This is a genomic window from Pseudomonas sp. K5002 (assembly GCF_013386655.1).
Lineage (GTDB): Bacteria > Pseudomonadota > Gammaproteobacteria > Pseudomonadales > Pseudomonadaceae > Aquipseudomonas.
Genome location: NZ_JACARK010001764.1, coordinates 1 through 319, shown reverse-complemented (window position 1 = coordinate 319; position 319 = coordinate 1). Strand labels below are relative to the sequence as shown.

At 66.8% G+C, this 319-nt stretch carries 1 pseudogene; it reads left to right on the top strand.

What is annotated here, in order from left to right:
- Positions 1-319: pseudogene (locus tag HX846_RS39155) on the top strand (thiol:disulfide interchange protein); the annotation flags it as partial.

The window sequence follows — 319 nt, the reverse complement described above, 5'->3', positions numbered from 1 at the left end:
GCTGCTGGCCTTCGCCCCGTGTTCCCTGCCGATGTTGCCGATCCTCGCCGGCCTTGTGGTCGGCAGCGGCGCCAGCCCACGGCGCGGCTTTGCCCTGGCCGCCAGCTACGTGGTGTGCATGGCGCTGGTGTATGCCGCGCTCGGTGTATTGGCTGCGCTGCTCGGCGGCAACCTCGCCGCCCTGCTGCAAACCCCGTGGATCCTCGGCAGCTTCGCTGCGTTGTTTGTGATTCTCGCCCTGCCGATGTTCGGCTTCTTTGAACTGCAACTGCCGGCCTTCCTGCGCGATCGCCTGGACAACGTCAGCCGCAACCAAAGC